Origin of the sequence: Nocardioides sp. (genome assembly GCF_036503465.1) — a bacterium.
Lineage (GTDB): Bacteria > Actinomycetota > Actinomycetes > Propionibacteriales > Nocardioidaceae > Nocardioides.
In genome coordinates this window covers 46,292-69,743 of the sequence record NZ_DASXWU010000095.1, presented here as the reverse complement: position 1 = coordinate 69,743, position 23,452 = coordinate 46,292, and the positions used below count along the sequence as shown (strand labels likewise).

The following is a 23,452-nucleotide window of genomic DNA, read 5'->3' as shown; positions in this document are numbered from 1 at the left end:
CAGCCCGGGCCCCGGACCGGATGGTTGGCTGTGCTCGTGCGCGCGACCCCCGATCCGGCTGTGCCGGGATCCCACCACGAGCGGCTCAGCGTCCCGCTGCGCTGGTGGGTGCAGGGCACGATGCTGGTCGCGACGTTCTGGCTCGCTTTCGTGGTCGCGACCCCGGCCCTCGTGGCCTGGTCGGCGTCGGCGTTCCTGCTGCTGGTGATGGTCGGCCTGTTCCTCGGCTACGGGTCGCCCCGGGTCGACGTCGAGGACGGCTGGCTGCGGGCCGGGCGGGCCCGGATCGCGGGCGAGTTCCTGGGCGGGGCGGAGCCGCTCGACGTCGCCGAGACGCGGCGGGTGGCCGGCCCCGGCGCCGACGTGCGGGCCTTCCTCCTGCTCCGCCCCTACCTCAAGCGCAGCGTCCGGGTGACGGTGCGCGACGAGCGCGACCCCACGCCGTACTGGCTGGTCAGCAGCCGCGACCCCGAGCACCTGGCAGCAGCCATCCGGGTGATCTCAGGCTCCGAGGCCCCGCGATAGCCTTCCCGCATGGCTGACTCCGGTGGCAGCAAGCTCTGGACCGTCTTCTCGCTGGTCTCCGCGCTCGGCGCGGCGGCCCTGGCCAAGAAGGCGCTCGACACGGGCTGGAAGGCCGCCACCGGCAAGCACCCGCCGGCCAACCCTGCCGACCCCGACGTGCAGATGGCCGAGGCGGTCGCCTGGGCCGTGGTCAGCGGCACCTTCATCGCCCTCGCCCGGATGCTGGCCCAGCGCCGCGCCGCCAACTACTTCCTGAAGTCGGCCGGGCACCTCCCCCCGCAGCTCCAGAAGGACTAGCGCCGACCCGGCTCTTCGCTACGTCGTACGGCGCCGACCCGGCTCTTCGCTACGTCGTACGACGCCGACCCGGCAGAAGTGGTGGGCGCTCCGGGTGGATCCTCGCTGAGCAACCTGGGCGCGCCCGCCCAACTCGAGCGGCGGTGAGTTGAGACCCACCTGACACCCGGAACCGATCCCCGCTCACCGGCCCCTACGCACGCCCCACGCGGACGCCGAGCGGCGGTGAGCTGGGACCCCTTCGATGCCTCGAACCGATCCCCGCTCACCGGCCACTGCCCAGGCCCGCCCCGGCATCGGTGAGTGGTGCGACGAGCGCTTCTGCCGGGTCGGCGCTCCCTGACGTCGGGAAGAGCCGGGTCGGCGCTCCCTGACGTCGGCAAGAGCCGGGTCAGCGCAGAGCAAAGCCCGCCCGGATCATTCCGGGCGGGCTCGGCGTCTGGTGGTCAGGCCGGGTGGGACCCGGTCATGAAGCCGTCAGGCAGCGCAGTCGCGGCAGATCAGCCGCTTCTCGTCGGCGAGCTGGCTGCGGTGGTGGACCAGGAAACAGCTCATGCAGGTGAACTCGTCCTCCTGGCGCGGCATCACCTCGACCGCCAGCTCCTCGTGCGAGAGGTCGGCGCCGGGCAGCTCGAAGGACTCGGCGGCCTCGGCCTCGTCCTCGTCGACCTTGCCGGAGTTCTTGTCGTGCCGACGCGCCTTGAGCTCTTCGATGCTCTCTTCGGACTGGTCTTCCTCGTTCTTACGAGGTGCGTCGTAATCGGTGGCCATGCGTGTGCTTTCTCTCTCCCCATCTCGGCGGCCGGTACCCCCGGCGCCGCTCGTCGGCGCGCCGATTGTGCCCGAAGACCGCTCGTACCGCACCTTCCGACCGCGCCGTGTCTCATGAACAGGGAGTGACCGGTGGCTATTCCCCTGATCGGAGGGTCGCGTTCGGTCCCTCAGCACCCACGAATCCGGCCTCGACGACGGCCGCTCGGAACTCCCCGTACCCATCTTCCGGGGCGCAGATGAGCAGTCGCTTGTTCCCCGGCGAGCGGGTGACCTCGAGGATGCCACCGGCCTCCAACACCACCAGCCCGGCGGCCGCGTGGTCCCAGATGTGCGCGCCCTCCTCGACATAGGCGTCGAGGGTCCCGGCGGCCACGCCGCACAGGTCGAGGGCGCACGATCCCTGCCGCCGCAGGTCCCTCACCCGGGGCAGCAGCGCCGCGATGTACGCCGCCTCCCGGGCTCGCGCGGGCTGCTCGTAGCTGAAGCCGGTGGCCACGAGCCGCTCCCCCAGCGGCACGACCGGGCGGGGCCGGATGTCCCGACCGTTGCAGGTCGCGCCACCACCCAGGGTCGCGACGTACTCCAGACCCAGCGCGGGCGCGACCACGACTCCGGCCACCACCTCGCCCTCGACCTCCGCCGCGATGCTGACCGCGAAGTGGGGGTGTCCGTACAGGTAGTTCACGGTGCCGTCGATCGGGTCGACGATCCACACCACGCCCGAGCTGCCCGGAAGGTCGTCGCCCTCCTCTCCCACCATCCCGTCCTCAGGTCGTACGCCGAGCAGTCGCTCGCGGACCAGCGCCTCCGCCGCCTGGTCGGCGCGGGTCACGATGTCGGTCCCGCTGGACTTGGTGCCGGCCACCTCGACGCCCTCGTTCCGCAGCCGGAGGACGAGCTCGCCGGCCTCGCGCGCGGTCGCCAGCGCGAGGTCGCGCAGCTCCGCCGGATCGGTCATCCGGGGCGTGATCACGCCACCCCGCCCACGGTGGGCTTCTCGCCCCACGGATTGGGGCAGCACTCCACCGCGCAGAGGTCCCAGCACGGCGGGTCGCCGCCGACCGAGATCCGCTCGACCGGGTCGCCGCGCTCGACGGCCGCCCGTTCGACGAGCAGCTCGCGGACCATGGAGACGAAACGCCGGTCGGTGCCCGGGGTCGGCACGCGTACGGCGTCGAGGCCGAGCCGCTCGGCCGTCGCCAGCGCCTCGGTGTCGAGGTCGTAGACGACCTCCATGTGGTCGGAGACGAAGCCGATCGGGATCAGGACCACGGGACCGACGCCCTCGCCCGCCAGCTTCTCGAGGTGGTCGTTCACGTCGGGCTCGAGCCAGGGCACCTGCGGCGGGCCCGAGCGGGAGCAGAAGACCAGGTCGTGGGGGTGGTCCTGCCCGGTCACGGTCGCGACCCGGTGGGCGACGTACGCCGCGGCGTTGAGGTGCTGGGCGAGGTAGGCACCGCCCTCCGGTCCGCTGCCGTCGTTCATGGAGGTCGGGATCGAGTGGGTGACGAAGACCAGCCGCGCACCCGGCCGGTCCGCGACCGCGACGACCACTGCGTCGACGACCGGTGCGAGGAAGCCGGGGTGGTTGTAGTAGGAGCGCAACCGGTCGAGCCGCGGCCCGTCCTCGACCGCGGCGGCCGCTAGGTCCTCGCGGTACTGCCGGCAGGAGGAGTACGACGAGTAGGCGCTCGTGACGAAGCAGGCGGCTCGGCGGACGCCGTCCTCCTTCATCCGCGCCACTGCGTCGCCGAGGTACGGCTCCCAGTTGCGATTGCCCCAGTAGAGGGGGATGTCGATGCCGTGGTCGTCGAGGTCTGTACGGATCGCATCGAGCAGCGTGCGGTTGAGGTCGTTGATCGGGCTCCCTCCGCCGAAGCGGTGGTAGTGCTCGCCCACCGCCTCCAGCCGGTCGCGCGGGATGCCTCGACCCCGCGTGACGTTCTCCAGGAACGGCACCACGTCCTCCGGCCGTTCCGGGCCGCCGAACGACACCAGCAGCAGCGCGTCGTACGGCGAGACCGGCGAGACCGGCGAGTCCGTGCTGGACGAGGTCGGCGCCATGTCGTCATCGTGCCCTACCCTCCGAGGAGGATGTTCACCCGCTACCGCACCGTGCTCACACACTCCGGTGCGTGGCGGTTCAGCCTCACCGCGATGGTCGCGCGGCTGCCGATCTCGATCTCGACGCTCGGCATCGTGCTGCTGGTCACCGGGCTCGGCCGTTCCTACGGACTGGCCGGCGCCCTGTCGGCCACCTACACGATCTCCAACGGGCTCTCGTCGGTGGCGCAGGGACGCCTGCTCGACCGCCTCGGCCAGTCGATGGTGCTGCCGGTGGTCGCGACGACGTACGCCGTGGGGGTGGCCGGGCTCATCGGGGTGCTGGAGTCGGGCTCGCCCGAAGCGCTGGCGTTCGTGGCCGCAGCCGTGGCCGGGGGCTCCTACCCGCCGGTCGGCTCGGCGGTGCGGGCGCGCTGGTCGCACGTGCTCGCCGGACGTCCGGTCGACGTGCAGACGGCCTACGCGCTGGAGTCCGTGATCGACGAGGCCATCTTCATCATCGGTCCCACCGTCGCGACCGTGCTGGCGACCCGATGGCATCCCTGGGCCGGGCTCGGTCTGGCGCTCCTCACCGGCGTACCTGGCGCTGTGATGCTGGCGGCCCAGCGGTCGTCCCAGCCGGTGCCTCATCGGGGCATCCATCAGGGCGGCCCTCGCCCGCCGATGCCCTGGCCGCCGGTCATCGTCCTGGCGGCGGTTTCCCTGGCCCTCGGCTCGATGTTCGCGGCCGCCGAGGTCAGCACCGTCGCCTTCTCCGCCGAGCAGGACGCCAAGTCGTACGCCGGGGTCCTGCTCGCCTGCTGGGCCCTGGGCAGCATGCTCGCGGGACTCGTCACCGGCACCGTCCACTGGCGTCGCACGCCGGCGTACCGGGTGCGGGTCGGCGCCGCCCTGCTCGCCGTGGTGATGGTGCCGATGTCGTACGTCGGCTCGATGCTCGCGATGGGTCTGGCCCTGTTCATCGCCGGCTTCGCGATCGCACCCACCCTGATCGCCACGATGTCGGCCATCGAGCAGAGCGTGCCCGGCCCCCGGCTCACCGAGGGCATCGCGATCATCCACACCGGGCTGGCAGCCGGCCTGGCACCGGGCGCGGCTCTGGCCGGCATCGTGATCGACGCGCACGGCGCCTCGCCGTCGTACCTGGTGGCGCTCGGCGGCGGTGTCGTCGCGGCCCTCGCGGCGCTCGCCCTCCCCACCGCGCCGGGCACGGCCCGGGCCGGTGAGCAGGGCGGGGCCGACGAGCTCCGGGTCCGGTAGGCCGTGTTCGCCCGCTACCGCCAGGTCCTGAGCCTTCCGGGGACCCTCCGGTTCAGCGCTGCGGCACTGGTCGGACGCCTCCCGAACTCCATGGACACCATCGGGATCGTCCTGCTGGTGACCGCCGCCGGCGGCTCCTACGGCGTGGCCGGCGCGATGTCCGCGGCGTACCTGCTGGCGGCCGCGACGATCGCGATCCCCCAGGCCCGGCTGGTGGACCGGCTCGGGCAGGGCCGCGTGCTGTCGGTGGCGGCAGGGGTGTTCGCGGCGGCAATGACCGCGTTCGTGGTGGTCGTCCGGGAGCACGGCTCCCCGTGGGTCGCGGTCGCCTGCGTCGTCGTGGCCGGTGCTGCCTTCCCGCAGGTGGGGTCCAGCGTCCGCTCGCGGTGGTCCCACGTGCTCGACGACCGCGCCCTCGTCGACACGGCGTACGCACTCGAGTCGGCGGTCGACGAGGTCGTGTTCATCACCGGCCCGATCCTGGTGACCGTGCTCGCCACGGCCTGGAGCCCAGTCGCGGGGCTGGGCGCGACGATCATCGCAGGGACCGGCGGCACCCTCTTCTTCGCCGCGCAACGGTCGACGGCACCGCCGCCGGCTCCTCGCATCCCGGGCGAGCGGCCCCCGCGGCTCCGGCTCTCGGTGATGGGGCCCGTCTGCCTGGTGGGGGTCGCCCTGGGCACGCTGTTCGGGGCCGCCGAGGTCAGCACGGTCGCCTTCGCGGCGGACCGGGGGCTGAAGGGGTACGCCGGCCCGCTCCTGGCCGTGTGGGCGGCCGGCAGCCTCATCGCCGGGATCGTCACCGGCCTGGTGACCTGGCGGGTCGGCCCGGTCGTCCGGCTGCGGTGGGGTGCGGCCGGGATGTTCGTCGCCATGGCGCCGCTGAGCCTGATCGGCTCGATGTGGGTGATGGAAGCGTGGCTCTTCGTCGCGGGTTTCGCGATCGCGCCGACCATGATCGCCGCGCTTTCCCTGGTGGAGAAGAGCGTGCCGCGATCGCGGCTGACCGAGGGGATGGCGATCGTCGAGACCTCGTTCGTCGTCGGACTGGCACCCGGGGCCGCTGTCGCGGGCCGGGTGATCGACACCCACGGCCCCTCCGCGGCCTACCTCGTGTCCTTGGCGGCCGGGTTCGTCGCGGCGGTCGCCACCTTCGCCTCCCGCGACGAGCCGGCCGGTGTGCCGGCTCTGTCACGGCCCGAGCCCTAGGCTGTGCGCCTGTGCACTGGCAGAACTGGTCCGGCCTGGAGTCTGCGGAGCCGCGCGGCGTCGCCTCGCCGGAGTCGGCGACTGCGGTCGTCGAGGCGGTGATCGCGGCCCGCGATTCACGGTCGACCGTGAAGATGGTGGGCACCGGGCACTCCTTCACCGGCATCGCCACCCCCGGCGACGTGATGCTGCGACCCGACCGGCTGACCGGGATCGTCGCCGTCGACCGCGGCGCCATGACGGTCACGGCGTACGCCGGCACCCGGCTCGCGGTCCTGAACGCCGAGCTCGAGCGGCTGGGCCTCTCGCTGCACAACATGGGTGACATCGCCGAGCAGACGCTGGCCGGCGCCGTGTCGACCGGCACGCACGGGACGGGAGGGGTCGCGGCCGGGCTGGCCGCGCAGCTCACCGGATTCCAGCTGGTGAGCGGGACCGGAGCGCTGCTCGACGCCACCCGGGAGGACAACCCCGAGCTCTTCGAGCTCGGCCGGGTCGGGCTGGGGGCGTTGGGGATCCTGACCACGGTGACCTTCGCGGTCGAGCCGCTCTTCCTGCTCGACGCGCACGAGCAGCCGATGACCTGGGACGAGGCCCTCGGAGCATTCGACCAGATGGTCGAGGAGAGCCACCACTGCGACATGTACTGGTTCCCCCACACCGACCGGATGCTGACCAAGCGCAACACCCGCCTCGACGCCGACGTCTCCGAGGCCGAGCCGGTGTCGCGGTTGCGCGGCTGGCTCGACGACGAGCTGCTCTCCAACACGGTGTTCGGCGCCCTGACCTCGGCCGCCAACCGCGTCCCAGCTGTCATCCCGCGGATGAACCAGGTGTCGGCGCGAGCCCTGTCCGCACGCACGTACAGCGACGTCGCCCACCGGGTCTTCACCTCGCCACGACGGGTCGTCTTCCGCGAGATGGAGTACGCCGTGCCGCGGGCCGCCGGGCTGGACGCGCTGCGTGAGGCGCGCCGCGTGGTCGACGCCTCCGACTGGCGTATCAGCTTCCCGGTCGAGATCCGGGTCGCGCCGGCCGACGACGTGGCCCTGTCCACGGCGTACCGGCGCGACTCCTTCTACCTGGCCTTCCACACCCACCACCGCTCCGACTGGCGCACGCACACGGCGTACCTGGACGCGATGGAGGCGATCATGCGCGAGCACGACGGCCGGCCGCACTGGGGCAAGCTGCACCGCCGGACCGCCGCCGACCTGGCTCCGGCGTACCCCCGCTTCGAGGAGTTCCGGGCACTGCGCGACCGGCTCGACCCGGACCGGCTGTTCGCCAACGACTACCTCCGCCGGGTCCTGGGCGAGTGAGCCCGAGCGGCTCACACCCGCCGTGGCGCGCCGTGCGGCCAACCGGTCGGACGGCGTGCGCTGGCGTAGGCTCGGCCGCACCGGAGCAGGTACGGGCGGGAGCGACGACGGTCATGGTGCACCTCAGACTCACCGGGGTGGGCGAGGACGGCCGGAAGCTCCTGCTCGTGAGCGACGCGGGGGTGGAGTTCACCGTCGACGTCGACGACCGGCTCCGGGCCGCCGCGGCGGGCCAGTGGCCCGAAGCCGGTGGGGAGCAGGCACGGTCCGGCCAGTTGGAGAAACAGATGGAATCCACCCTCCGCCCACGCGACATCCAGGCGCGGATCCGGTCCGGCGAGACGCCCGAGACCGTCGCCCAGGTCGCCGGCACGTCCGTCGACAAGGTGATGCCGTACGCCGCACCGGTGCTGGCCGAGCGTGCCCATGTCGCCGAACGCGCCCAGCGGGCCTCGATCCGGCGCCGCCTGGTCGAGGGTGGAGCCGCGCCGTCCGCGCGGACGCTCGGCGACGCCGTCGGCAGCCACCTGCGCTCCCGCAACGTCGACCCCGACACCGTCGCCTGGGACGCGTGGCGCCGTGAGGACGGCCGCTGGACGCTGACCGGGTCGTACGCGACCACCGGTCGGGTCGGCGCAGCGCACTTCTCCTTCGACGCGCCCGGCAACTACGTCGTCGCGGACGACGACGACGCCCACTGGCTGCTCGGCGAGGTGCCCGACGCTCCCGCTCAGCCGTCCGAACCGGCCCGCGACGACCTCTCCGACGCCCGCCGACGCCGGCTGTCCGCCGTACCCGCCGACGAGCTCCCGCTCGGCGCGGACGCGATTGAGCTGGTCAGCGAGGACCCCCACCCCGAGGTCGCCCACGATCGGGCCGAGGAGACGGCCGCCCTGGGCGCCGAAGCTCCGGTCGAGGCCTACCTGGACACCCCGCCCGCTCGCGAGGACACCGCGGGCGAGGCGGGCGAGGCGGGCGAGGCGGAAGATGCCGCCGAGCACGAGGACGAGGACGACGCCCGCCGGCACGAGCCTCCCGCTCGCAAGCCGGTCAAGAAGACCCGCGGCCGCGCGTCCGTCCCGAGCTGGGACGAGATCATGTTCGGTTCGAGCGACGGAGATCGCGCGTAGCGCGAGCTCCGTCAGGCGAGAAGGTCGCCCTTCGAGACGCCTCGTCCCTCGGCTCCTCAGGAACCGCGAGCCCCCCGAGCGAGCTCGCGACGGGCGGGTCGAGGCCCAGTCGGGTGACAGGCGCGGTGCCACCACACGTGGGTACTCGGTCTGTGTGCCTCGCTCGATCATCGCCGCCACGATCCTGCTGACCTTCGGCACGGGCGTGGTGGACGTGTCCTCGTTCCTCCGCCTCGGCCACGTCTTCGCCAGCGTGATGACGGGCAACCTGGTCCTCCTCGGTCTGGCGGCCGGCACCGGGAACGGCACCCTCGCCCGCTCGGGGGGGACCGCGCTGGTCGGGTACGCCGTGGGCGTCGCCGTCAGCAGCCTGGTGTCCCGGCCCCTCGAGGGCCACCGGCACCGGTGGGCGGCGCTGAGCGCGATGCATCTGCTGGTGCTGGCCGGCTGGGTGGTCCTCTGGGTCACCGTGCGCGACGCCGGGACGGCCGGCGAGTCCTGGACCCTGGGCGTGGCCGCCGCGGCGATGGGCGTGCAGAGCTCGCTCGTGCGTCTCGTGGGCGGGCAGGGGATGTCGACGACGTACCTCACCAGCACCCTGACCCGACTGGTCTGGGACCTCGGCCACCACGGCAGGGTCGGCTGGGGGGATCCTGCCCGCTGCGCCGCCCTGGTGGTCGGGGCCGTGTCGGGCGGCCTGCTGGCCCAGCACGCCGCCGCCTGGACGCCGGCGCCGGCAGCCGCCGCAGCGGTGCTGGCCGCGGCCCTGTGGCACCGGGCGGCGCCGGCCGCGATCGCTGGGGCCGAGCCGGTCGCATAGACCGATTTACCTCGGGTACCGAGAAAAACGTGACGGTGCTCGAGCAGACCGAGGCAGGCTCCGAGGAGATCCTGGAGGAGCTGAACGCCGCCGTCGAGGGCGAGGTCAGGTTCGACGACGCCAGCCGGCACCTGTACGCCAACGACGCCTCGATCTACCGGGTGGTGCCGCTCGGGATCGTGATCCCCCGGGACGCCCGCGACGTCGTGCGCGCGCTCGAGGTCTGTCGGCGCCACCGGCTGCCCGTGCTGGCCCGCGGCGGAGGGACCGGGCTCGCCGGCCAGACGGTGAACGCGGCGGTGGTGTTCGACTTCTCGAAGTACATGAACGAGATCGTCGAGCTCGACACCGAGTCACGCACCGCGACCGTCCAGCCGGGGGTGATCTGCGACCAGCTGCGGCACGCCGCCATGGAGCACGGCCTCACGTTCGCCCCCGACCCCGCCACCCACGACCACAACACGCTGGGCGGGATGATCGGCAACAACTCCTGCGGCACCCACTCGGTCTACGGCGGCAAGACCGTCGACAACGTCCTCGAGCTCGACGTCGTCCTCTATGACGGCACGCGGATGACGCTCGGCATCGGGGACGAGGACCGTCTCGACGAGCTCGTCTCCCAGGGAGGCCGGGTCGGCGACATCTACCGCCGCCTGCGCGAGATCCGGGACACCTACGGCGACCTGGTCCGGGAGCGGTTCCCCGACATCCCGCGCCGGGTCAGCGGGTACAACCTCGACGACCTGCTGCCGGAGAAGGGCTTCAACACCGCGCGCGCCCTCGTCGGCACCGAGGGCACCTGTCTGCTCGTGCTGCAGGCCAAGGTGCGGCTCCTGCCGTGGCCGCCGAAGCGCTCCCTGGTCGTGCTGGGTTACCCGGACACGCCGACCGCCGCCGAGGACGTCACGGACATCCTGGAGTCGGAGCCGGTCGGGCTGGAGTTCTTCGAGTCCGGCATCCTCGAGAACCTCAAGCTCAAGGGCTTCGAGTCCCCGGGGATGAACGAGCTGCCGTCGGGCAACACCTTCGTGCTCATCGAGTACGGCGGAGACACCGACGAGGAGGTCGCGAAGGCGGCCGAGGGGATGGCCAAGCGCCTGCGCAAGGGGTCGCACCCGCCGGACATCAAGACCTACGAGGACCCAGGACACGAGACCGACATCTGGGAGATCCGTCGCGGGGCGATCGGCTCGACCCGCATCCCGCAGGAGCACGGCGGGATGGCCGGCTGGGAGGACGCGGCCGTCGACCCGTCACGGCTGTCGGCGTACCTCAGCGAGTTCTGCGAGCTCGTCGAGCGCTACGGCTACCACACGGTCCTGTTCGGTCACTTCGGTCAGGGCTGCACGCACTGCCGTCTCGACCTCGACATCAGCACCGCCGAGGGCATCGACACCTTCCACCGGTTCCTGCGCGAGGCCGGGGACCTCGTGATCAGCCATGGCGGCGTGCCCTCCGGCGAGCACGGCGACGGTCAGCTGCGGGCGGAGCTGCTCGGCCGGGTGTACGGCGAGGAGCTGGTCCGCGCCTTCGAGGAGTTCAAGGCGATCTTCGACCCCGACGGCCTGATGAACCCGGGCAAGGTCGTGCACCCCAACTCCCCCGTCGACGACCTGCGGCTCGGCGTGGACTACAGCCCGCCCCGGCTGCGCACCCAGTTCAGCTTCGCCGAGGACGGCTTCTCCTTCGCCGACGCAGCGAACCGCTGCTTCGGGGTCGGCAAGTGCCGGCACCTGGACGGCGGCACGATGTGCCCGAGCTTCATGGTCACCCGCGAGGAGAAGCACTCCACGCGCGGCCGGGCGCGGCTGCTGTTCGAGATGATGCAGACCGCCGGGGAGCGCCGGAACGCCTGGCGCGACGAAGGGGTCAAGGACGCGCTCGACCTGTGCCTGGCCTGCAAGGGCTGCAAAGGCGACTGCCCCGTGCGCGTGGACATGGCGACGTACAAGGCCGAGTTCCTCTCGCACTACTACCGCGGGCGGCTGCGGCCACGCTCGGCGTACGCACTCGGCCTGATCCAGCGCTGGGCCGCGCTCGCCGCTCACGCTCCGGGAGTCGTCAACCGGCTCGCCCACTGGCCGCTCACCCGCAACCTGCTGAAGGCGGCGGCCGGTGTCGCCCAGGAGCGGGACCTCCCGCGGTTCGCCGACCGGACGTTCCGCGACTCCGCCACCGGGCGGCAGCCCGCCCACCCCGAAGGCCCGCCGGTGATGCTGTGGACCGACACGTTCACCAACCACTTCCAGCCGGAGGTCGCGGCCGCCGCGGTGCGGGTCCTGGAGGCCGCGGGCTGCCAGGTGCGTCTGGGACCGGGGTCGCTGTGCTGCGGGCGGCCGCTCTACGACTACGGGATGGTGCGCACAGCGAAGCGGTACCTGCGCCGCATCCTGGACCGGATGCGCGACGACATCCGCGCCGGTACGCCGGTCGTGGTGCTCGAGCCCTCGTGCGCGGCCGTCTTCGCCGACGAGCTGCTCAACCTGATGCCCCACGACGAGGACGCGAAGCGGCTGGCGAGCCAGACCTTCACCCTGGCCGGTTATCTGGCCGAGCACCGACCCGACTGGGACCCGCCGACCCTCGGCGGCACGGCGCTCGTGCAGGTGCACTGCCACCAGGGCGCGGAGTTCGGGTACGACGCCGAGCAGCAGCTGCTCGAGCGCCTCGGGCTCAGCCTCGACCTCCCCGACAGCGGGTGCTGCGGGATGGCGGGCAGCTTCGGCTACGAGGCCGGCGAGAAGTACGACGTCTCGCAGGCCTGCGGCGAACGCGTGATCCTGCCGGCGGTCCGGGACGCGTCGCCGAGCACCCTGGTGATCGCCGACGGCTTCAGCTGCCGCGAGCAGATCGGCCAGGCGACCGATCGCACGGCGCTGCACCTGGCCCAGGTCCTCGACCTGGCCCTCTCACACGCAGCAGCTGACGGAGGGACGGACACCGGTCCGGCCCGAAGCGGGGAAGAGGAGAAGAAGAGATGAGTGAACATCGTGTGCACGAGACCCCTGCGACGCGCGCGGCCACCGTCATCGACGGCCGGCACCCGCTGACCAGGGTCTGGACACGGGGCGGCCCGGTCGACACCGAGCTGCTCCTCGACGACGAAGTAGCGGTGATCAAGGAGAGAAGCGAGGCCTCGATCGGTGAGCCCGCGTCGATGGCGCTCCTCGGCTTCGCGACGGGCACGTTCATCATCGCGTGGCCGATCAGTGGCTTCGTACCGCTGACAGCGCTGCCGGCCAGCGTGCCGTCGGTGCTGCTGTTCGCCGGCATCGCGCAGTTCATCGGGGGTCTGATCGCCTTCCGTCGCGAGAACCAGTTCGCCGGCACCGCGTTCTGCGTCTTCGGCGCCAACAACGCGGTGGTGGCGACGTTCCTGCTGATGCAGGTCACCGGCTCGCTGCCGACGACGCCCGGCTCGTCGGAGATGAAGATGCTGGCTCTGGAGCTGTGGTGCTTCGGCTACATCGCGCTGATGCTCGCGATCGTGGCGATGCGCCTCAACGTCGCCTTCGTGGCGATCCTGCTGACCCTGTCGGCGGGCTTCACCCTGTCGGCGCTCCCGGACTACTACGGATCGGCCATGCCGGCGGTGCTGGGGCACATCGGTGGCTACTGCCTGATCGCGTCCGCCGCGCTGGCGGCGTACACGGCGACGGCGATGGTGCTCAACAGCACCTGGGAGCGCGCGGTGATGCCGATGATCCCGTTCCGTGGAATGCAGCAGCACCATGGCTGACCGCACGGCGTCCGACGTCCTGGTCGACCGGCTGATCGAGTGGGGCGTGGACACGGTCTTCGGCCTGCCCGGTGACGGGATCAACGGGTTCATGGAGGCGCTCCGCAAGCGGCACGAGGAGCTCACCTACATCCACGTGCGGCACGAGGAGGTGGGGGCCATGGCCGCGGTCGGGTACGCCAAGTTCACCGGCAAGCTCGGGGTCTGCTTCTCGACCTCGGGCCCGGGCGCGGCCCACCTCTACAACGGGATGCTGGACGCCCGCGTCGAGCAGGCGCCGATCCTCGCGATCACCGGGATGACCTACAGCGACCTGCTCGGTACGGCGTACCTGCAGGACGTGAACAACGACTACATGTTCAACGACGTGGCGATCTACAACCAGCGGATCATGAGTCCGCAGAGCGTCACGAACGTGGTCGACCTGGCGTGCCGGACCGCGCTCACCCACCGCGGCCCGGCACACCTCGGGTTCCCGATCGACCACCAGGCCGCGTCGGCCGACTCGGGGCCGCGCTTCCAGCGCGACGTCCCCGGCCACTCGAGCTCCTCCTACCGTCCACCGGTGCGCATCCCGCCCAGGGCCACGCTCCAGGAGGCGGCGGACGCCCTTCGCGGACACACCAAGGTGACGATCCTTGCGGGCGCCGGCGCGCGCGGCGCGGGCGACGAGCTGGAGCAGCTCGCCGAGACGCTCGGTGCTCCGATCGTGAAGGCGATGCTCGGCAAGGACTGCGTGCCCGACGACTCGCCGTACACGACGGGCTCGATCGCGCTCGTCGGCACCCGGCCGAGCGAGGAGGCCATGGAGGAGTGCGACGCGCTCGTCGTCGTCGGCAGCGGTCTGCCCTACATCGAGTTCCTGCCGAGCCCGGGCCAGGCCGTCTGCGTGCAGATCGACGACCACCCCGAACGGATGGGGCTGCGCTACCCGGTCGACGTCGAGCTGTGTGGGGACGCCCGGGCCACGCTGACCGAGCTGCTGCCGATGCTGGACCGGAACGAGGACCGCTCCTTCCTGGAGAAGGCGCAGTCCGGGATGAATGACTGGTGGGAGCTGATGGAGCAGCGCTCGACGCGTGACGACGTACCGATGAAGCCGCAGGTGCCCGCCTGGGCCCTGAACGAGGTGCTCGACGACGACGCGATCGTCTGCGGGGACTCCGGCACGGTCACCACGTGGGCGGCCCGGCAGGTGAAGATCCGCAAGGGCATGAAGTTCAGCTTCAGCGGCACCAACTGCTCGATGGCGGCGGGGCTCCCGTACGCGATCGGCGCGCAGACGGCGTACCCCGACCGCCAGGTCGTCGTGCTCACCGGCGACGGCTCGATGACCATGCAGCTCGGCGACTTCCTGACCTGCGTGCAGCACGACCTGCCGGTGAAGATCGTGGTGATGCGCAACGACACGCTCGGGCTGATCAAGTGGGAGCAGATGGTCTTCCTCGGAAACCCGGAGTACGGCGTGAACATGGCGCCGCTGGACTTCGTGAAGTTCGCCGAGGCCTGCGGAGCCGCCGGCTTCCGGGCCGAGACCCGCGACGAGTGCGGCCCCGCGCTCCGGTCCGCGATGCAGCACGACGGTCCCGCGATCGTCGAGGTGGTCGTCGACCCGCACGAGCCGCCGCTGCCGGCGAAGGTGAAGAAGGACCAGGTCACCAAGCTGTTCTCCGCGCTGAAGGAAGGCACGCCGAACCGCAACCGGATCGCCCTGCAGATGGTCAAGGACGTGCTCGACGAGGCGTCGTTCTCCGAGAGCCCCGGTGGCCGCATCCCGGAGCCGATCGCGAAGGTGGGACGCAAGATCGCGGAGGTGGCGGACCGGCAGGTGGAGGACTGACGCGCCTCGGGTCAGCTCACTCCGGCGTTGCAGCCGGTCGAGGTCGCTGGGGCTGAGGCCGGCCGCGAGCAGTTGCCGCCGCGACACCACGTCGTCCTGGTGCCTGAGGTCGCGGCGTACGGCGGAGAGATCCATCCCCAGCCCCTGCCCCGCGTCACCTCCGGCCACACCTGCTCGTTGGTCGACTGTGGAGAACCAGGAACCCGGTACCGGCGACTCGTCCCGTACGTCAGGGGTACCGGGTAGAGCCCCGCTGATGCCGTCCGGGCGCCGCTAGTCTCGCGTCATGTCGTACTTCGTGACCGGCGCGACCGGGTTCATCGGGCGACACCTGGTCGAGGAGCTGCTCGACCACCGGGAGGGCACGGTGTTCGCGCTGGTCCGGGAGGGGTCGCGGGCCCGGCTGGACACGATGATCGAGCACTGGGGCACCGACAGGGTCGTCCCGGTCGTGGGCGACCTGGGGGCCGACCGCCTCGGCGTCGGCGCGACGTGGGTGAAGCAGCATCGGGGCGAGATCGACCACTTCTTCCACCTCGCCGCCATCTACGACATGACCGCCGACGACGAGGCCAACGAGCAGGTGAACGTCGGTGGCACCCGGCACGCCCTCGAGCTGGCGGGGGCCCTCGACGCCGGCTGCTTCCACCAGGTCAGCTCGGTCGCCGCCGCCGGGGAGTACGACGGCCCGTTCGACGAGTCGATGTTCGACATGGGTCAGGCGCTGACATCGCCGTACCACCGCACCAAGTTCGAGTCCGAACGGATCGTCCGCGAGGAGTCGACGCGCCCATGGCGGGTCTATCGCCCGGCGATCGTGGTCGGTCACAGCGAGACCGGGGCGATGGACAAGGTCGACGGGCCCTACTACTTCTTCCCCCTCATCAAGCTGCTCCGCGACCGGCTCCCGGCCTGGCTGCCCCTGATCGGCGCCGACCTCGGCGACACCAACGTCGTCCCGGTCGACTACGTGGCCAAGGCCATGGACCACCTCGCCCACCTCGAGGGACACGACGGCGAGGCGTTCCACCTGGTCAACCCCGAGCCGCAGCCGGTCGTCGAGATGGTCAACGCGTTCTGCGCGGCCGCGGGCGCTCCGCAGTTCGCCACGCCCGTGGATCGCGGGACGGCGCGCGGGCTGGTCGACCTGCTCCCATCACCTCTCAAGCCTCTGCGTCTCGCGAGCACGCTGATCCGGACGGCTCCGGTGCAGGCGCTCCTCGACCAGACCGTCGGACGGCTCGGCATCCCGCCCGAGGTACTCGCGCACACGTCGTTCCGCCCGGTCTTCGACTCGCGCCTGACCGAGCAGGCACTGGCCGGCTCGGGCATCGCGGTGCCCGACCTCGAGTCCTACGCACGCACGCTGTGGGGCTACTGGGAGGACCATCTGGACCGGTCCACGGCGAACGACGCGGGTGCCCGGGAGGCGCTCACCGGCAGGTACGTCGTGATCACCGGCGCCTCGTCGGGCATCGGGCAGGTCACCGCGCTGAAGGTCGCGCAGGCCGGCGGCATCCCGGTGCTGGTCGCCCGCGGGAAGGACAAGCTCGAGGCGACACGAGCCACCATCGAGAACCGCGGCGGCACCGCCCACGTCTACCCCTGCGACCTGTCCGACCTCGAGGCCATCGACGGGCTCTGCGCCCAACTCACGACCGACCTCCCGAGCATCGACTACGTCGTCAACAACGCGGGACGCTCCATCCGCAGGTCGCTGAAGCTGAGCCAGGACCGGTTCCACGACTTCGAGCGCACCATGCAGCTGAACTACTTCGGCGCGATCCGGCTGGTGATGGGACTGGTCCCCAAGCTGCGTGAGGGACGGCGCGGCCACGTCGTGAACATCTCCTCGATCGGCGTCCAGACCAACCCGCCGCGCTTCTCGGCGTATGTCGCCTCCAAGGCCGCGCTCGACGCCTGGAGCAATGTCGTCGCCTCGGAGCTGGTCGGCGACGGGATCACCTTCACCAGCATCCACATGCCCCTGGTGCGGACGCCGATGATCGCCCCGACCAGGCTCTACGACAAGTTCCCCACGATCTCCCCCGCCCAGGCGGCCGACCTGGTGATCAGGGCCATGGTCGAGCGGCCGCACGAGATCAACACCCTGCTCGGGAACGCCGGCGCGGTCGCACACGGTCGCCCCGAAGCTCGCCTTCCGGGTGCTGAACCTCGCCTACCATGTCTTCCCGGACTCCGCCGCGGCCCGGGGCGAGGGCTCGCAGGGTGCCCGTGAGACGGAGCAGATCATGCTCGCCAAGGTCCTCAAGGGCGTCCATTGGTAGGCGCCCCGACCCGCGCCACCTGACCCGTGGCGACTAGTCCCCACCGACCGAACGGTCGCTTGTCCCGCGAACGCCGGTGGCGCTGGTTCCTGCGCCTTACCGTCGTTCCCTGACTCTGGGTCGAGGGGTGCTCAGAGCACACCCGACGCCGAGGGGCTCGACCGACACGGGGAGGCCGAGCCCCTCGGACTCCAGACCCGACTCGGCGATCCCGAGTGGTGACCGAGGTCCGGCGGCCAAGGCCGCCGGACCTCGTCAGGTCTCAGACCCGTCCCGCGGTCCTCCCAGGTCACCTGCTGTCACACCCGCAGTCCCTCGGACTACGAGGTTCTGTCCATTCGGACGTCTCTTTACCAAACGAGTCCGCTGGCCAAGTCGGTTGCTTAACCTCTCGGCATCCGATGGGTCGTTTCTGCGGCCCTCACCTGCGTCTCGGGCTCTCGGCAGACGGGACCAGTGCGGCGCAGCCAGCACAGAAAGAAACGTCCATGAAGAAGATCATCACCACAGCCCTCGTCGCGAGCACCGCCATCGCGGCCCTGAGCGCCTGCAACCTGGAGGACAGCAGCAACGCCGCCGGCAAGGCGCGCCACCACACGACGGGCACCAAGGCCAAGCCTGCAGATGCCAAATCCACCAAGTCCGCGCCGTCGTACACGGTCGCGCAGGAGAACGCGATCGAGTCGGCTCAGTCCTACCTCAGCATGGGTAGCGGCTTCAGCCGGGCCGGCCTGATCCAGCAGCTGTCCTCGAAGGCCGGCGAAGGCTTCAAGATGGCCGACGCGGTGTTCGCGGTCAACCACATCAAGGTCGATTGGAACAAGCAGGCTGTCATGTCCGCGAAGTCCTACCTGAGCATGGGGGGATTCTCGAGGGCCAGCCTCATCGAACAACTGACCTCGAGCGCCGGGGACCAGTTCACCCAGGCACAGGCGATTTACGCCGCCAACCACGTCGGGCTCTGACCCAAGCAGCACGACAGCGCCCATTCGCCTGACGCGACTCTCCCGGTCGTCCGACACGACTCCGGGACGGATGTCAGAGAGTCTTTGCGCCCACTCGACGCGACCCGGCAGCCAGAGGCTGCCGGGTCTTCGGCGACTAACTCCCGTGGGTCAGGGCAGGGTCAGGTACTGCCCGAGGAAGTCCCGCGCTGACGCCGTGTCCAGCCGGTACGCCGTGTTGGTGGATCTGCAGAGAGCGTCACCGGTGATGGTGGTCGCGGCCTCGATGTTCGTGCCGGCCAGGAAGTTCGGGCCGCCGGAGTCGCCGTAGCATCCACCGCCGTTGCCCGTGGCCGGGTTCTCCGAGATGCGCAGCCATGCCGGGCTGATCGAGTTGAGCGTGCCGTCCGCGCTCATGCGGATGTCGTTGTAGAGGTACTGGTGTCCACCCGGGCCGTTCGGCACGGCGTACGCGCCGTAGCCGACCATCGTGATCTCGGCGCCGGACTTGAGCCCCGACAAGGAGTCCGCCGCCGGCAGCTGCACCGGCGTGACCCCCTTGACAGACTTGTCGAGCACGACGACCGCCACGTCGTGCGGGTCGTTCTCGCCACCGCCGTAGGCGGGGTCGGCATGGAAGGTGCCGGAGTACGTGGTGTCGCCGTCCTGGTAGGCCGTGCTGAACGTGACCCGCACCCGGTCGCTGCCGCCCTCACCGCAGTGCGCCGCGGTGAGGAAGACGGTCGGAGAGATCAACGAGCCCGAGCAGTAGATCCAGGTGCCGTCGGAGTAGGCCTGGTCGGCGACCAGTCCGCCGACGGCCGGATGGGCACTGCCGTCGGGCGATCCGTTGGTGATCGCGTGGGCGACGCCGGCGCTGAGCAGGAGGGCCGCGGTTGCGACAGCAGCCCCGAGAACACTTCTGATTCGCATCCGCGGAACGTAACACGGCCCCCTCCGGCTCGTCCGCCCTGAGAAGTGGACCGCGTGACAGAATCGCGGCGCGATGGCTGAACTCCACTTCTTCACCGGCACCATGGACTCGGGCAAGAGCACGCTCGCTCTCCAGACGAACCACAACCACGCCGCCCGCGGCCGGTCCGGCCGGATCTTCACCACCCACGACCGCGCGGGCGAGGCCATCCTGTCCAGCCGGCTCGGACTGATGCACGACGCCATCGAGGTCGCGGACGACTTCGACTTCTGGCGGTACGTCGTCGACTCGCTCACCGCCGGTGCCCGGATCGACTACCTGATCTGCGACGAGGCGCAGTTCTACACCACCGAGCAGATCGACCAGCTGGCCAAGATCGTCGACGAGCTGCAGATCGACGTGTTCACCTTCGGCATCCTCAGCGACTTCCGCACCCGGCTCTTCCCGGGCAGCGCACGACTCGTCGAGCTGGCCGACCGGATGAACGTCCTCCAGGTCGAGGCGCTGTGCTGGTGTGGCAAGCGCGCCACCCACAACGCCCGCACCGAGGACGGCGTGATGGTCGTCGAGGGCGAGGTGATCGTCGTCGGAGACATCGACTCGAACGACGGGCCACCCGCCGAGGTCGCCTACGAGGTGCTCTGCCGGCAGCACCACCGCCGCCGGCTCACCGCCGCCCGGGCCCGCGCCGTGGCGCTGTCCCCCGAGCCTCTCCCCTTCGGATCCTGACCGCACGGGTCCCGGACGTTTGCGACGGGCCGGGAGCGGGGATACGGCCTCCGAGGAGGTGACGGGTGACCATCCAGATCGAGCACGAGGCGTTCGACCGGGCGACCCGCCTCGTCGCGGAGATCGCCGACGGGCTGCGCCGGGAGCACCAGCAGGTGCAGGCGGAGGTGGCTGACCTCCTTGCGGCCGGTTGGACCGGAGTCGCCTCCGAGCAGTTCGGCGAGGCCTGGCACGAGTGGTGCCGCGGGATGGACGACATCCTCGACGGCATCGACCTCCAGAACGCCCTGCTCGGCGTCGTACGGGCTGACCTCGACCGCACCGATGGTGCGCGCCGGGCTGCCGCCGAGGCGCTGCACGCCCGTCTCGGGGAGACAGGATGACCGTCCGCTACAAGGTCGACCTCGGCGAGCTCCAGCGCGTGATCGACAGTCTCCAGGCCTTCGGCGGCCGGCTCGACGCGCAGCTCGCCGAGCTCGACCGGGCCAACGGCGACCTCCACGTCACCTGGGAGGGCGAGGCCGCGGCCGCCCAGACGGAGGCACACCGCAAGCTCGCGCAGGGCGCGCGCGAGGTCCACCAGGCACTGCTCGCGATGCACGAGGCCGCCCGGCGCGCACATGCGAGCTACAAGGCGGCCGCCCAGGCCAACGTGCAGACCTGGAAGCAGGTTCGGTGAGATGAACGATCCGATCGACGTCCAGGGGGCGGGGTACGTCGACGCCGTCTCCGAGCTGGCGGGGGCCAACCGCGGCGTCGTCGAGCTGATGAACGTCCTCACCGACTCCATCTACGCCTGCGGCGGGATGGCCGGCACCGACACCGGCGGGGAGGAGTTTGCCGCGCAGTACGACCCGGCTGCCGCCCAGCTCGTCGAGGCCGGCTGCGCGCTCGGCGACGCCCTCGCCAGCATCGCGAACCTGCTCAACGGCTCGCTGCTCAACCACCAGGGCGCCGAGCACGGCGCGCTGCTGTGTCCGTACGCCACCACCGACGACGACGACAACCCCGACCACGGCACGATGTCGCTGTCGGCACCCGCCCCGCCGAGCGCCAGGGGCGGCACCGGGGACCAGCCCGGCTGGTGGCACTGGATCGCCGGCCACGTCGAAGGACTGGTGTGGCCCGACGCCGACACCGGCAAGCTCCGTACCGCCGGCAACGCCTGGCTGGCCGCCGGCGAGAAGCTCTCGGCGTACCAGTACTCGATCGACGCCGCCGAGAGCGCGGTGCTGGCGGAGACCTCGCCGGAGATCCACGACGTCCTCGGGGCCTGTGACGAGATGCGCGGCCACATCACCGACCTGGCGCGAGCCTACACCTCGATCGGGAACGCCTGCAACGACTACGCCCAAGGCGTCGATGACCACCACCAGGAGGTGATGGACGAGCTCGAGAGCTTCATCGAGTGGACGATCGGGATCGAGACCGGCGGCGCGATCCTCGGCTTCTTCACCCTCGGCCTCGGTGAAGGCGCGGCACAGGCGGCCGAGGGCGCCGAGGTCGCCGACGCGGCGTCCAAGGTCGTCCGGATCCTCAGGGACCTGATCGAGTTCGCCCGCACGGTGGTGACCACCGTGCGCACTGCCATGGAGAGCATCGGCGGCATCGTGCTGCGGCTCGAGAAGTTCGTGAACGCCAGGCTGGTGCGCGCGATGACCGAGGTCGGCGAGGACCTCGCCCACGACATCCCGGCCGACCTGAAGGCTCTGGAAGGCACAGGCGCGCTGACCGAGCGCGAGCTGCAGGCCATCGACTTCTACACCGGCGACGGGTACGACACGCTCAACGCCTACCTGCGTGGGCTCGAGGAGAAGGTGGCGGAAGGGACAGCCACCAGGTCCGAGCTCGAGGCCTACAGCACGGCGGTGTCCGACGGACTGGCCAAGGTCCCGACGTACACCGGTGAGACGCTGCGCGGCACCAACCTGCCGCAGGGCGTGCTGGACTCTATCGACACCACCGGGAGGTTCTCCGACCCCGCCTTCCTGAGCAGCCCCACCAGCGAGGAGGTCGCCCAGGGGTTCCGCGCGAATGAGCACGCCATGCTCCACCTCGACGGCACCAGCGGGCACGACGTCGCCTCGATGGCCCACTACGGCACCGGCGAGTCCGAGGTGCTGTTCGACAAGGGCACGCAGTTCGACGTGCTGCGGAAGGTCTGGAACCCCCGGGGATACCGGGACATCTACCCGAAGGAGGCTCCGTGAGCCAGTCGTCCGCCGAGCAGCTCGACGCCCTGCTGTCCGCCCTCGACAAGCTGCCGCCGTACCGCGGGCTCAGCTACCGCGGCTACGCCGGACAGCAGGGCCCGGGCTTCCAGCGGGCACTGACGAGTCCGGTGCTGGTGGCCACCTCGCGCGACCCGCGGGTCGCCACCGAGAACTTCTCGAGTGACGGCGTGTACGCCGTGATCGGCAGTCGCGGCCGTGACATCGCGACGCTCAGCCGGCACCCGCAGGAGCAGGAGGTCGTCTTCCGGCCCGGCTCGATGTTCCTGCCGATCGGGCGCTTCGACGTGGAGGGGCTGGAGGTGGCGATCGTCGAGGAGCTCGACCCCGATCGCGACCCGGACGCCACACCGCCGTACACGCTCGACGAGCTGAAGGACCAGATGCGGACGGCCGTTGCCGACGCCCGTAGCCGACCGGGTGTGGACGATGTCACGCGAGGCAAGTTCGTCGGCCCCCTGAAGTGATCCGGCCAGGACTGCTGCTCGGGATCGACGACCTGGACGGCCTCGACGCGGTCGTGGTGGACACCCGCCTCGCGCTGACCGGCGCCACGGGGCGTGAGCGGTACGACGCCGGGCACCTGCCGGGAGCGGCGTACCTGGACGTCGACGACGACCTGGCCGCACCACCCGGCGCCGGTGGACGGCATCCGCTTCCTCTCCCCTCGGACTTCGTCGCCGCCGTACGCCGGGCCGGGGTCTCGCGTGGCTCACGCGTCGTGGTGTACGACGACGGGCCGGGCACCGCAGCCGCCCGGCTGTGGTGGCTGCTCCGCGACTACGGGCACGAGGACGTCCTCGTGCTCGACGGCGGGCTGGCGGCGTGGACCGCGGCCGGACGGCCGGTCTCCGTCGACCCGGTCGTGCCCCGGCCTGGCGACTGGGACGGATCGCCCGGGCGGCTGCCGGTGGTCGAGGCCGAGGACCTGGCGGACGTGGTCCGCTCCGGCGTACTGCTGGACGTCCGGGCTGCGGAGCGATTCCGCGGTGAGCGCGAGCCGATCGACCCGGTCGCCGGGCACGTGCCGGACGCGGTCAACGCCCCGCTCACCGAGAACACCGACGAGGTCGGGCGCTTCCTGACGGACGCGGTGCTCCGCCGACGCTTCGAGGCCCTCGGCGTGCACCACGGCGCGCCGGTCGCGGCGTACTGCGGCTCCGGGGTCACCGCCACCCAGACCCTGCTCGCCCTCCGGCTCGCCGGGTTCGGCGACGCCGCGCTCTACGCCGGCAGCTGGAGCGGGTGGATCACCGACCCCAGCCGCCCCGTCGCCACCGGCCCGTGACCGCGCCGTCGGTGTGCGGTACGTGGGTGCAGCCCGGTGGCACCGCGATACCGCACTG

General features: G+C 71.3%; 22 protein-coding genes. 18 read left to right on the top strand and 4 right to left on the bottom strand.

The genetic code is table 11. The features are described 5' to 3' along the window. Positions 1 to 36: 36 nt before the first annotated feature. Together VGK78_RS17415 and VGK78_RS17410 are read left to right on the top strand one after the other, a co-directional pair. Positions 37 to 525, top strand: coding sequence for a DUF3093 domain-containing protein (locus VGK78_RS17415; RefSeq protein ID WP_331528992.1), 489 nt, complete (start codon positions 37 to 39; stop codon positions 523 to 525). Between the two features lie 9 nt (positions 526 to 534). Further along, positions 535 to 822, top strand: coding sequence for a DUF4235 domain-containing protein (locus VGK78_RS17410; protein WP_331528991.1), 288 nt, complete (start codon positions 535 to 537; stop codon positions 820 to 822). Positions 823 to 1,299: 477 nt separating this feature from the next. On the opposite strand, the gene VGK78_RS17405 is transcribed toward VGK78_RS17410, so the two are convergent. From VGK78_RS17405 to VGK78_RS17395, 3 genes are all read right to left on the bottom strand, one after another. After that, on the bottom strand, positions 1,300 to 1,593 hold the full coding sequence (locus tag VGK78_RS17405; protein WP_329649916.1) for a DUF4193 domain-containing protein: 294 nt from the start codon (positions 1,591 to 1,593) through the stop codon (positions 1,300 to 1,302). 136 nt (positions 1,594 to 1,729) lie between these two features. Further along, on the bottom strand, positions 1,730 to 2,554 hold the full coding sequence (locus VGK78_RS17400) for an inositol monophosphatase family protein (RefSeq protein ID WP_331528990.1): 825 nt from the start codon (positions 2,552 to 2,554) through the stop codon (positions 1,730 to 1,732). Positions 2,555 to 2,565: 11 nt separating this feature from the next. After that, positions 2,566 to 3,660, bottom strand: a complete 1,095-nt coding sequence (locus VGK78_RS17395; protein WP_331528989.1) for a ferrochelatase — start codon at positions 3,658 to 3,660, stop codon at positions 2,566 to 2,568. A 30-nt stretch (positions 3,661 to 3,690) separates the two neighbouring features. On the opposite strand from VGK78_RS17395, the gene VGK78_RS17390 reads away from it, so the two are divergent. The 10 genes from VGK78_RS17390 (at position 3,691) to VGK78_RS17345 (ending at position 18,233) form a co-directional block, all read left to right on the top strand. After that, positions 3,691 to 4,920, top strand: a complete 1,230-nt coding sequence (locus tag VGK78_RS17390; RefSeq protein ID WP_331528988.1) for an MFS transporter — start codon at positions 3,691 to 3,693, stop codon at positions 4,918 to 4,920. 3 nt (positions 4,921 to 4,923) lie between these two features. Then, positions 4,924 to 6,129 (top strand): MFS transporter, encoded by a 1,206-nt coding sequence (locus VGK78_RS17385; RefSeq protein WP_331528987.1) that lies wholly within the window; start codon positions 4,924 to 4,926, stop codon positions 6,127 to 6,129. 11 nt (positions 6,130 to 6,140) lie between these two features. Then, complete coding sequence (locus VGK78_RS17380; protein ID WP_331528986.1) at positions 6,141 to 7,451, top strand: D-arabinono-1,4-lactone oxidase; 1,311 nt, start codon at positions 6,141 to 6,143, stop codon at positions 7,449 to 7,451. Positions 7,452 to 7,564: 113 nt separating this feature from the next. Next, positions 7,565 to 8,581 carry a septation protein SepH gene (sepH, locus tag VGK78_RS17375; protein ID WP_331528985.1) on the top strand — a complete coding sequence of 339 codons (1,017 nt, stop codon included), beginning with the start codon at positions 7,565 to 7,567 and terminating at the stop codon, positions 8,579 to 8,581. A gap of 154 nt (positions 8,582 to 8,735) precedes the next feature. Next, complete coding sequence (locus VGK78_RS17370; protein ID WP_331528984.1) at positions 8,736 to 9,401, top strand: YoaK family protein; 666 nt, start codon at positions 8,736 to 8,738, stop codon at positions 9,399 to 9,401. Positions 9,402 to 9,430: 29 nt separating this feature from the next. Further along, the gene (locus tag VGK78_RS17365) at positions 9,431 to 12,382 is read left to right on the top strand and encodes an FAD-binding and (Fe-S)-binding domain-containing protein (RefSeq protein ID WP_331528983.1); all 2,952 of its coding nucleotides are present in this window, start codon (positions 9,431 to 9,433) and stop codon (positions 12,380 to 12,382) included. Next, a complete protein-coding gene (locus VGK78_RS17360) occupies positions 12,379 to 13,140 on the top strand; it encodes an acetate uptake transporter (protein WP_331528982.1) in 762 nt (253 codons plus the stop codon). The genes VGK78_RS17365 and VGK78_RS17360 overlap by 4 nt, the downstream gene beginning before the upstream one ends. Continuing rightward, a complete protein-coding gene (locus tag VGK78_RS17355) occupies positions 13,133 to 14,980 on the top strand; it encodes a thiamine pyrophosphate-dependent enzyme (protein WP_331528981.1) in 1,848 nt (615 codons plus the stop codon). Before VGK78_RS17360 ends, VGK78_RS17355 begins: the two co-directional genes overlap by 8 nt. Positions 14,981 to 15,266: 286 nt before the next feature. After that, positions 15,267 to 17,219 (top strand): SDR family oxidoreductase, encoded by a 1,953-nt coding sequence (locus VGK78_RS17350; RefSeq protein ID WP_331528980.1) that lies wholly within the window; start codon positions 15,267 to 15,269, stop codon positions 17,217 to 17,219. A 537-nt stretch (positions 17,220 to 17,756) separates the two neighbouring features. Continuing rightward, positions 17,757 to 18,233 carry an Ltp family lipoprotein gene (locus VGK78_RS17345; protein WP_331528979.1) on the top strand — a complete coding sequence of 159 codons (477 nt, stop codon included), beginning with the start codon at positions 17,757 to 17,759 and terminating at the stop codon, positions 18,231 to 18,233. A 150-nt stretch (positions 18,234 to 18,383) separates the two neighbouring features. Here VGK78_RS17345 and VGK78_RS17340 read toward each other — a convergent pair whose 3' ends face one another. Further along, complete coding sequence (locus tag VGK78_RS17340; protein ID WP_331528978.1) at positions 18,384 to 19,145, bottom strand: trypsin-like serine peptidase; 762 nt, start codon at positions 19,143 to 19,145, stop codon at positions 18,384 to 18,386. A 73-nt stretch (positions 19,146 to 19,218) separates the two neighbouring features. Between VGK78_RS17340 and VGK78_RS17335 the strand changes: the two genes are divergently transcribed. From VGK78_RS17335 to VGK78_RS17310, 6 genes are all read left to right on the top strand, one after another. Further along, positions 19,219 to 19,875: a thymidine kinase gene (locus tag VGK78_RS17335; protein ID WP_331528977.1), complete on the top strand. Its 657-nt coding sequence runs from the start codon at positions 19,219 to 19,221 to the stop codon at positions 19,873 to 19,875. A 65-nt stretch (positions 19,876 to 19,940) separates the two neighbouring features. Continuing rightward, positions 19,941 to 20,258: a WXG100 family type VII secretion target gene (locus tag VGK78_RS17330; protein WP_331528976.1), complete on the top strand. Its 318-nt coding sequence runs from the start codon at positions 19,941 to 19,943 to the stop codon at positions 20,256 to 20,258. Further along, complete coding sequence (locus VGK78_RS17325) at positions 20,255 to 20,554, top strand: WXG100 family type VII secretion target (protein WP_331528974.1); 300 nt, start codon at positions 20,255 to 20,257, stop codon at positions 20,552 to 20,554. Before VGK78_RS17330 ends, VGK78_RS17325 begins: the two co-directional genes overlap by 4 nt. A gap of 1 nt (position 20,555) precedes the next feature. Beyond that, the gene (locus VGK78_RS17320; RefSeq protein ID WP_331528973.1) at positions 20,556 to 22,085 is read left to right on the top strand and encodes a hypothetical protein; all 1,530 of its coding nucleotides are present in this window, start codon (positions 20,556 to 20,558) and stop codon (positions 22,083 to 22,085) included. Beyond that, positions 22,082 to 22,573 (top strand): hypothetical protein, encoded by a 492-nt coding sequence (locus VGK78_RS17315; RefSeq protein WP_331528972.1) that lies wholly within the window; start codon positions 22,082 to 22,084, stop codon positions 22,571 to 22,573. The genes VGK78_RS17320 and VGK78_RS17315 overlap by 4 nt, the downstream gene beginning before the upstream one ends. After that, positions 22,570 to 23,394, top strand: coding sequence for a sulfurtransferase (locus VGK78_RS17310; RefSeq protein WP_331528971.1), 825 nt, complete (start codon positions 22,570 to 22,572; stop codon positions 23,392 to 23,394). The genes VGK78_RS17315 and VGK78_RS17310 overlap by 4 nt, the downstream gene beginning before the upstream one ends. Positions 23,395 to 23,452 lie beyond the last annotated feature (58 nt).